The following is a 7,438-nucleotide window of genomic DNA, read 5'->3' as shown; positions in this document are numbered from 1 at the left end:
GTTCGCCGGCCGGCCGGTCCGCAAGCCCCCGCTGCTGGCGTCGACGCAGTCGCGCCCGGCCATGGGGCCGCCGGTGGGCCCACCCGACGCTGCGCACCGCGTCTCGGCGCCGCACCTGCCGCCGACCCCGACCGGCGTCACCTCGCCCACGCCCCCGCCGTACGCCGGATTCGGCGCGCCGCGCCCGCCCGCGCCGTACGCCGTGGCCACGGCACGTCCGCCCGCGCTCGTCGCGGCCGCGGTGATCACCTGGCTGGCGTCGGCGGCCGTGATCGTCGTCTTCGGCATCTCGATGGTGGTCGTCCTTGCCGACGCGTCGGCGGTCCGCGACGTGATCGACCAGCAGCCGCGCCTCGAGGAGCTGGGCCTCTCGGTGGCCGAGGTGCGCCAGGTCTTCGTCGTGATGGCGGTCCTCTTCGTGGGGTGGGCGCTGGCCGCCGCGTCGCTCGCGCTCCTCGTGATGCTGCGGGTCGCGTGGGCCCGCCCGCTGCTGATCACCTCGGCGATCGTGAGCGGGCTGCTCTCGTTCGTGATGGCGGCGGCGTTCATCCCCGTGGTCACCGCCGTCGCGGGCATGGTCTCCGCCTACCTGCTGCTGCGCCCGGAGGTCGGGCACTGGGTCAACCGGCGCTGAGGCCCTGATCCGCCGATCGTTCGCCTGCTGCGCGACTCCATCCGGCCGCGCCGGCGGCGTTGTCACACCTTGACGGGCCTCCGGCCCGCCTTCGGCGCTCCGCCTTGCCGCCGCACCCGTCTGGAGCCGCTCGGGACGGCGCCGACCGACGGATCAGGGCCTGAGGTCGACCGCGCCGAGCCGGCGCAGGGCCTCCTCGAGCACGGCCGGCTGCTTGCAGAAGGCCCACCGCACGAGCTGCTGCCCCTCGCGGGAGCCCTCGGCGTAGAACCCCTGCAGCGGGATCGCGACGACGCCGGCCCGCTCCGGCAGGGCGAGGCAGAACGAGAGCCCGTCGTCCCAGCCCAGGCCGCTGATGTCGCTGACCGCGAAGTAGGTCCCCTCGGGTCGGCGGGTCGGCAGCCCCAGGGCGTCGAGGCCGTCACAGAGCAGGTCGCGCCGTGCTTCGAGCTCACCGGCGAGGGACGCCGGCCAGGCGCGCTCGTGCTCGAGTGCCCACGCGACCGCGGGCTGGAGGGGAGCGCCCGACGTGAAGCTCAGCCACTGCTTTGCGCCGAGGACGGCGTTGACGAGCTCGGCCGCGCCGGTCGCCCACCCGACCTTCCAGCCGGTGAGGCTGAACGACTTGCCCACGCTCGACAGGGTGATCGTGCGCTCCGCCATGCCTGGCAGGGTTGCGAGGGGCACGTGCTCGTGGCCGCTGTAGGCGAGGTGCTCGTAGACCTCGTCGGTGACCACGACGAGGTCGTGCGCGACCGCGATGCGGGCGATCGCCTCGAGCTCCTCGCGGCCCAGGACGGTGCCCGTGGGGTTGTGCGGCGTGTTGACGAGCAACACCTTCGTCCGCTTCGTGACCGCTGCCTCGAGGGCAGCCGGGTCGAGGCGGAAGTCGGGTGCCTGGAGGGTCACGCCCTTCAGGACGCCTCCCGCGAACGCCGTCATGGCGGCGTACGAGTCGTAGAAGGGCTCGAGCGCGATCACCTCGTCGCCCGGGTCGACCAGCCCGAGGAGGGCGGCCGCGATCGCCTCGGTGGCCCCCGTGGTCACCACGACCTCGGTGTCGGGATCGAGGGTGATGCCGTAGTGCGCCCACTGGTGGGCGGCGATCGCGCGGCGCAGGTCCGCCGTGCCCGGACCGGGGGCGTACTGGTTGTGGCCGTTCCGCAGGGCGCGGACTGCCTCGTCCACGACCGTCGACGGGCCATCGGTGTCGGGGAAGCCCTGCCCGAGGTTGACCGCGCCGGTGCTCGCGGCGAGCGCGGACATCCGGGTGAAGACGGTGGGCGGGATCGCGCGAACGCGGGCCGAGGTGGTCACCCGGCGGGGCTGGGGACGGAACGCGGAGAGACGGCGCAGTGCCATGCCCCGAGCCTAGGGCGTGGCTGGCAACCCTGTGCCTGCTACGCGGCGGCGCCCGCCGGGCCTCGTTCCCGTCAGTCCTGGTCAGTCGTCGTCGAACGAGTCGACGATCTCGGCGGCCACGGCGCGGGCCTGGCGGCGGTGCTTCCACCACTCGTAGGCGACCGGCAGCGCCGAGAAGGCCAGGATCAGGATGATCGCCTTGTCGAGGCTCTCGCCCAGCGTGGGGAACGCGGCACCGAGGAAGTAGCCGAGGAGGGTGATCGAGACGACCCAGCCCACTGCGCCGACGAAGCTCCAGGTCAGGAAGCGGCGCCGGTCCATCTTGGTGACCCCCGCGACGACCGTGACGTAGGTGCGCACGAAGGGGACGAAGCGGCCGATCACCAGCGCCTTGTTGCCGTGCTTGTCGAAGAACGCCGTGGTCTGGTCGAAGTACTTCTTCTTGAGGATCCGGCCCTCGCGCTCGTAGAGCGGTGTGCCCGCCGCGCGGCCGATCTCGTAGCCGATGACGTTGCCGACCAGGGCGGCGACGACGAAGAGCGCCATCACCACGACCAGGTCCACGGCCGAGGGGCCCGGGATGAAGTCGATGCCGGTGAGGTTGCCGTTCTTGTCGACCCGGGTGCCGTTGTAGAGGAAGAGGCCGACCGCGAAGAGCAGCGTGTCACCGGGCAGGAACGGGAAGAAGAGCCCGCACTCGACGACCAGGACGGCGAGGCTGACCCAGATCATCGCCGTGCCGAAGTTCTCCAGCCACCAGTGCGGCTCCATCCAGTCCATACCGAGCAGCAGCGGCGTCAGGGCGTCGATCACGTTGGCAGACTAGTCGGCATGTCCGAATCGCGTGCGCCGTACGACGAGCCCCGCCGCGCGCCGTACGACCCGATGCCGCACGGACCGGAGGAGGTCGGCGTCGGTCCCTGGGAGGGGGAGTGGCCCTCCGGTGCGGAGTACGACCCGGAGCTGCTGCGGGACGGCGACCGGCGCAACGTCGTCGACCGCTACCGCTACTGGAGCCTCGAGGCGATCCGGGCCGACCTCGACACCCGTCGCCACGGCTTCCACGTCGCGATCGAGAACTGGCAGCACGACTTCAACATCGGCACGATCGTGCGCTCGGCCAACGCCTTCCTCGCCGCCGAGGTGCACATCGTCGGCCGCAAGCGGTGGAACCGTCGTGGCGCGATGGTGACCGACCGCTACCAGCACGTCCGCCACCACGAGACCGCCGTCGACCTGGCGGCCTACCTGCACGACCGGGGCGTCGCCCTGCTCGGCATCGACAACCTGCCCGGCTCCGAGCACCTGGAGACGATGGAGCTGCCGCGGAGCGTCTGCTTCCTCTTCGGCCAGGAGGGGCCGGGGCTCTCGGAGGGCGCCCGCGAGGCCTGCGACGGCACCTTCTCGATCGCGCAGTTCGGCTCGACGCGGTCGATCAACGCCTCCGCAGCCGCGGCGATCGCGATGCACTCCTGGATCCGGACCCACGCCGACCTCGACGCCGCTGACGGCGGCGTCTGGCGCGGCTGAGAGCATGCTGCCATGCCCAAGCCGTTGCTCGCCGCCTTCGTCGTCTTCCTGCTCGTCGCCGGAGGCCTCTTCGGCTTCAGCGTGGGGGCCGGCAAGGCCCAGCCGCGCTGGCACACCGCGCCGGCGACCATCTCCGTCGAGGAGAAGAAGGCCTCGTTCACGACGGACGGCTGGACCTACAGCATCGAGGAGTCCGTCGCCTGGTTCGACGAAGAGCGCACGTTCCACGAGAGCGGCTGGCCGTCCTGCCTGACCGACCGCACGACCAACGCCACCTTCCTCGCTCCGGTGCGCACGATCGACGTCGATGGCGTCGGCATCCGCCCGGTGCTCGCGGTCGACTGCCGCTGACCCTGCCTGATTAGAGTGTCGCCTGTCCTGCGGCGGCCCCCGACGTACATCCGAGGAAACAAGGAGCAACCCGATGCCCATCGCCACCCCTGAGAAGTACGCCGCGATGCTGGACGCCGCCAAGGCCGGCTCCTTCGCGTACCCGGCGATCAACGTCTCGTCCTCGCAGACCCTCAACGCGGCTCTGCAGGGCTTCGCCGAGGCGGGCTCGGACGGCATCATCCAGGTCTCGACCGGTGGCGCGGAGTACCTCTCGGGCCCGACGGTCAAGGACATGGTCGCGGGCTCGCTCGCCTTTGCCGCGTACGCCGCCGAGGTCGCGAAGAACTACCCCGTCAACATCGCGCTGCACACCGACCACTGCCCCAAGGAGAAGCTCGACGGCTTCGTCCGTCCGCTGCTCGCCGCCTCGACCGAGCGCGTGAAGCAGGGAGGTCTGCCCTACTTCCAGTCGCACATGTGGGACGGCTCGGCCGTGCCGCTCGACGAGAACCTCGTCATCGCCGAGGAGCTCCTCGCGCTCTGCGAGGCCGCCAACGTGGTCCTCGAGATCGAGGTCGGCGTCGTCGGTGGCGAGGAGGACGGCGTCGAGAACGAGATCAACGAGAAGCTCTACACCTCGACCGAGGACGCGATCGCCACCATCAAGGCGCTCGGCTCGGGCGAGAAGGGCCGCTACCTGACCGCGCTCACCTTCGGCAACGTCCACGGCGTCTACAAGCCCGGCAACGTGAAGCTCCGCCCCGCCGTCCTCCTCGAGGCCCAGCAGGCCGTCAAGGAGCTCACCGGCAAGGACCGCGCCTTCGACTTCGTCTTCCACGGAGGCTCCGGCTCGCTCCCGTCCGAGATCGCCGAGGCGGTCGACTACGGCGTCATCAAGATGAACGTCGACACCGACACCCAGTACGCCTTCACCCGCCCCGCGGCGGACTTCATGCTGAAGAACTACGACGGCGTCCTCAAGGTCGACGGCGAGGTCGGCAACAAGAAGGCCTACGACCCGCGTGCCTGGGGCAAGGTCGCCGAGGCCGGCATGGCCGCCCGCGTCGTCACCGCCTGCGAGAACCTCCGCTCGGCCGGCACCACCATCGGCTGACCCGTGCGCACGACGGGGCGGTCAGTGGCGGTGCTGCTGGCCGCCCTTCTGTCGTGGTCGGTCACCGCGTGCGGCAGCCCCGATGCAACCGATGCGTCACCCGGCGAGGACGCAGCTGCTCCTGCCGCCCCCTCCGCGTCGGCCGCCCGCTGCGCGGGGCCGGACCAGCAGGTCGGTGTGCCGTCGTACGGGCCGAGTGGATACGTCGGTGACCTGCCGGGCGACATGCCGCCCCACTACGCCGCCAACCACGCCTTCCAGCGCCGTCTGGACCTCTGCGGTGACGATCTCGTCAACGCGACCGCCGCCGCCGAGCGGGCGCGCCGGGCGCTCCGTGACCTGCCGGAGACGTCGGCGCCGGCCGTACGCCGGGCGGTCGAGGAGGCTCTCGACCCGGACGGCGAGGCATTGATCGTGACTGCGTCGGGTGAGGCCGTGACCTTCATCGCCCGGACCTCCATCCCCTCACCGGACATCGTCGGTCGGATCGCCTGTCTCGAGGGCACCGTCGGTCCGGACGGCGTGCGCGTCGAACCCCACGGTCAGTACTCCGAGGGCGGCTGCATCAAGCCCGTCGGGGGACACTGAGCTGCCGCGTGGGACTCCACCGCGGCCGGCGTCAGCGCTGGGCGTGCACCGGCCGGGTGAAGAAGAGGACCGCGGCGATGCCGATCAGGAGGACGGCCGGGGTGATCAGGAGCGACTGGCCCATCGCGGTGCTGAACGGGTCGTACGCCGCGGGCGGCAGCGCGCCGGCCGTCGACGCCTCGCCGGGCTCGAAGGCGAGCCCGTTGGCGGAGAGCCGCGACTCCATGAGCACGGCGATCGCGGCCGAGCCGAGGACCGCTCCGATCTGTCGCGTGGCGTTGTAGACGCCGGCTCCCGCGCCGGCGAGGTGCTGGGGCAGGTTGCGGGTCGCCGTCGCCGAGAGCGGGGCCCAGATGCACGCGCTGCCGGAGCCGAGGAGTGCCATCGGGACGAGGAGGTGCCAGTACGGGACGTCGGGGGAGAGGCCGAGGGCGAGCCAGGTCATGCCGCCGGCCACCACCGTGAAGCCGACCGCCGTGATGGAGCGTGGGTGCAGCCGGTCGGTCAGCCTGCCGACGAACGGCGCCAGGACGATCGACATCAGCGCCATCGGGATCAGCAGCAGGGCCGCCTGCGTGGGGGAGAGCCCCCGGACCAGCTGGGCCCAGAGCATCAGCGGGAAGCCGATCGCGGTGAACGTGAAGCTGATCGTCATGATCGCCAGGTTGGCGAGGGTGAAGTTGCGCTCCGCGAAGAGGCGCAGGGGCACCAGCGGCTCGCCGTTGGTCCGCCACTGCCAGAGCACGAAGAGGGTGAGCACGACCAGGCCGCCGACGATCATCCGCGGCACGGTCACGGCACCGACGACTTGGCCCCAGTCGTACTGGTGGCCCTCCTGGATGCCGAAGACCAGCAGGAACATGCCCGCGCCGCTGAGCGCGACGCCGAGCCAGTCGAAGCGGTGGGGATGGGTGTCGAGTGACGGCACCAGCCGGATCGCCATGACGATCGCGATCGCACCCACGGGGATGTTGACGAAGAAGATCCACTCCCAGCCGAGCGTGTCGACGAGACCGCCACCGAGCAGCGGACCGACCAGCAGGGCCACGCCGGCGGTGGCGCCCCACAGGGACATCGCCTGGCCGCGCCGCTCCGCCGGGAAGATCCGGGTGATGATCGCCATCGTCTGCGGCGTGATCATCGAGGCGCCCAGGCCCTGCAGCACGCGCGCGGCGATCAGCATGCCGACGCTGTCGGTCAGGCCGCACCAGAGGCTGGCCACGGTGAAGACGACGAGCCCGAGCAGGTACAGCCGCTTGGAGCCGTAGCGGTCGCCGAGGCGCCCGGTGATCAGCACCGGCACTGCGTAGGCCAGAAGGTACGCCGAGGTCACCCACACCACGGCGTTGACGTCGGCGCCGAGGTCCTCGATCAGCGCCGGGGTCGCCACGGTGACGATGGTCGAGTCGACCATGATCATGAAGAAGCCGATCACCAGGGCGCCGAGTGCCGGCCAGGGATCACGCGTGGTCGGGGTGGCGCTCGTCTGGGTGGTCACGAAGCGAGTCAACCACCTGCCACCGACGGCTGTTCCCGGATCGCTGTGCGCCCTCTGGCAGGCTGGCCGCATGACTGACCTGCTCGCCGGGCCCGACCCGGTCCACCTGCCCGAGGACGCCGCCGAGGTCGAGCTCGCCGACGGCGCTGCGCCCACTGACGTCGTACGCCGCCACCCGGCGTCGCCCGCCGCTTGGGCCGCGCTCGCCACGGCCGCCCGTGACGCCGGTGAGGACACCGTGACGGTCTACGCCTACTCCCGGGTCGGCTACCACCGGGCGCTCGACCTGCTCCGCCGCAGCGGCTGGAAGGGCCACGGGCCGGTGCCGTGGGAGCACGAGCCCAACCGCGGCTTCCTGCGCTCGCTCGCCCTCCTCGCC

General features: G+C 71.5%; 8 protein-coding genes and 1 pseudogene. 6 read left to right on the top strand and 3 right to left on the bottom strand.

Annotated elements, in window-relative coordinates; genetic code table 11:
• Positions 1–634, top strand: a pseudogene (locus VLF38_RS02070) (hypothetical protein); the annotation flags it as partial.
• Positions 635–787: 153 nt separating this feature from the next.
• Here VLF38_RS02070 and VLF38_RS02065 read toward each other — a convergent pair.
• Entirely contained in the window at positions 788–1,996 is a 1,209-nt protein-coding gene (locus VLF38_RS02065) for a pyridoxal phosphate-dependent aminotransferase (RefSeq protein ID WP_325269629.1), read from the bottom strand.
• A gap of 81 nt (positions 1,997–2,077) precedes the next feature.
• Positions 2,078–2,809 carry a DedA family protein gene (locus tag VLF38_RS02060; RefSeq protein ID WP_325269628.1) on the bottom strand — a complete coding sequence of 244 codons (732 nt, stop codon included), beginning with the start codon at positions 2,807–2,809 and terminating at the stop codon, positions 2,078–2,080.
• Positions 2,810–2,881: 72 nt separating this feature from the next.
• Between VLF38_RS02060 and VLF38_RS02055 the strand changes: the two genes are divergently transcribed.
• From VLF38_RS02055 to VLF38_RS02040, 4 genes are all read left to right on the top strand, one after another.
• Positions 2,882–3,526, top strand: coding sequence for a TrmH family RNA methyltransferase (locus VLF38_RS02055; protein ID WP_325269630.1), 645 nt, complete (start codon positions 2,882–2,884; stop codon positions 3,524–3,526).
• A gap of 12 nt (positions 3,527–3,538) precedes the next feature.
• The gene (locus VLF38_RS02050; RefSeq protein ID WP_325269627.1) at positions 3,539–3,877 is read left to right on the top strand and encodes a hypothetical protein; all 339 of its coding nucleotides are present in this window, start codon (positions 3,539–3,541) and stop codon (positions 3,875–3,877) included.
• A gap of 73 nt (positions 3,878–3,950) precedes the next feature.
• A complete protein-coding gene (gene fbaA / locus VLF38_RS02045; protein WP_325269626.1) occupies positions 3,951–4,973 on the top strand; it encodes a class II fructose-bisphosphate aldolase in 1,023 nt (340 codons plus the stop codon).
• A 3-nt stretch (positions 4,974–4,976) separates the two neighbouring features.
• Positions 4,977–5,561 (top strand): hypothetical protein, encoded by a 585-nt coding sequence (locus VLF38_RS02040; RefSeq protein ID WP_325269625.1) that lies wholly within the window; start codon positions 4,977–4,979, stop codon positions 5,559–5,561.
• 31 nt (positions 5,562–5,592) lie between these two features.
• On the opposite strand, the gene VLF38_RS02035 is transcribed toward VLF38_RS02040, so the two are convergent.
• Complete coding sequence (locus VLF38_RS02035) at positions 5,593–7,059, bottom strand: DHA2 family efflux MFS transporter permease subunit (protein ID WP_325269624.1); 1,467 nt, start codon at positions 7,057–7,059, stop codon at positions 5,593–5,595.
• 70 nt (positions 7,060–7,129) lie between these two features.
• Here VLF38_RS02035 and VLF38_RS02030 point away from each other — a divergent pair.
• On the top strand, positions 7,130–7,438 hold a 309-nt coding region (locus VLF38_RS02030), incomplete at its 3' end, for a DUF3151 family protein (protein WP_325269623.1).

Origin of the sequence: Nocardioides sp. (assembly GCF_035481145.1) — a bacterium.
Classification (GTDB): domain Bacteria; phylum Actinomycetota; class Actinomycetes; order Propionibacteriales; family Nocardioidaceae; genus Nocardioides.
Note: the sequence above shows the minus strand (reverse complement) of the source record. Positions and strands in the feature narration are given on the sequence as shown.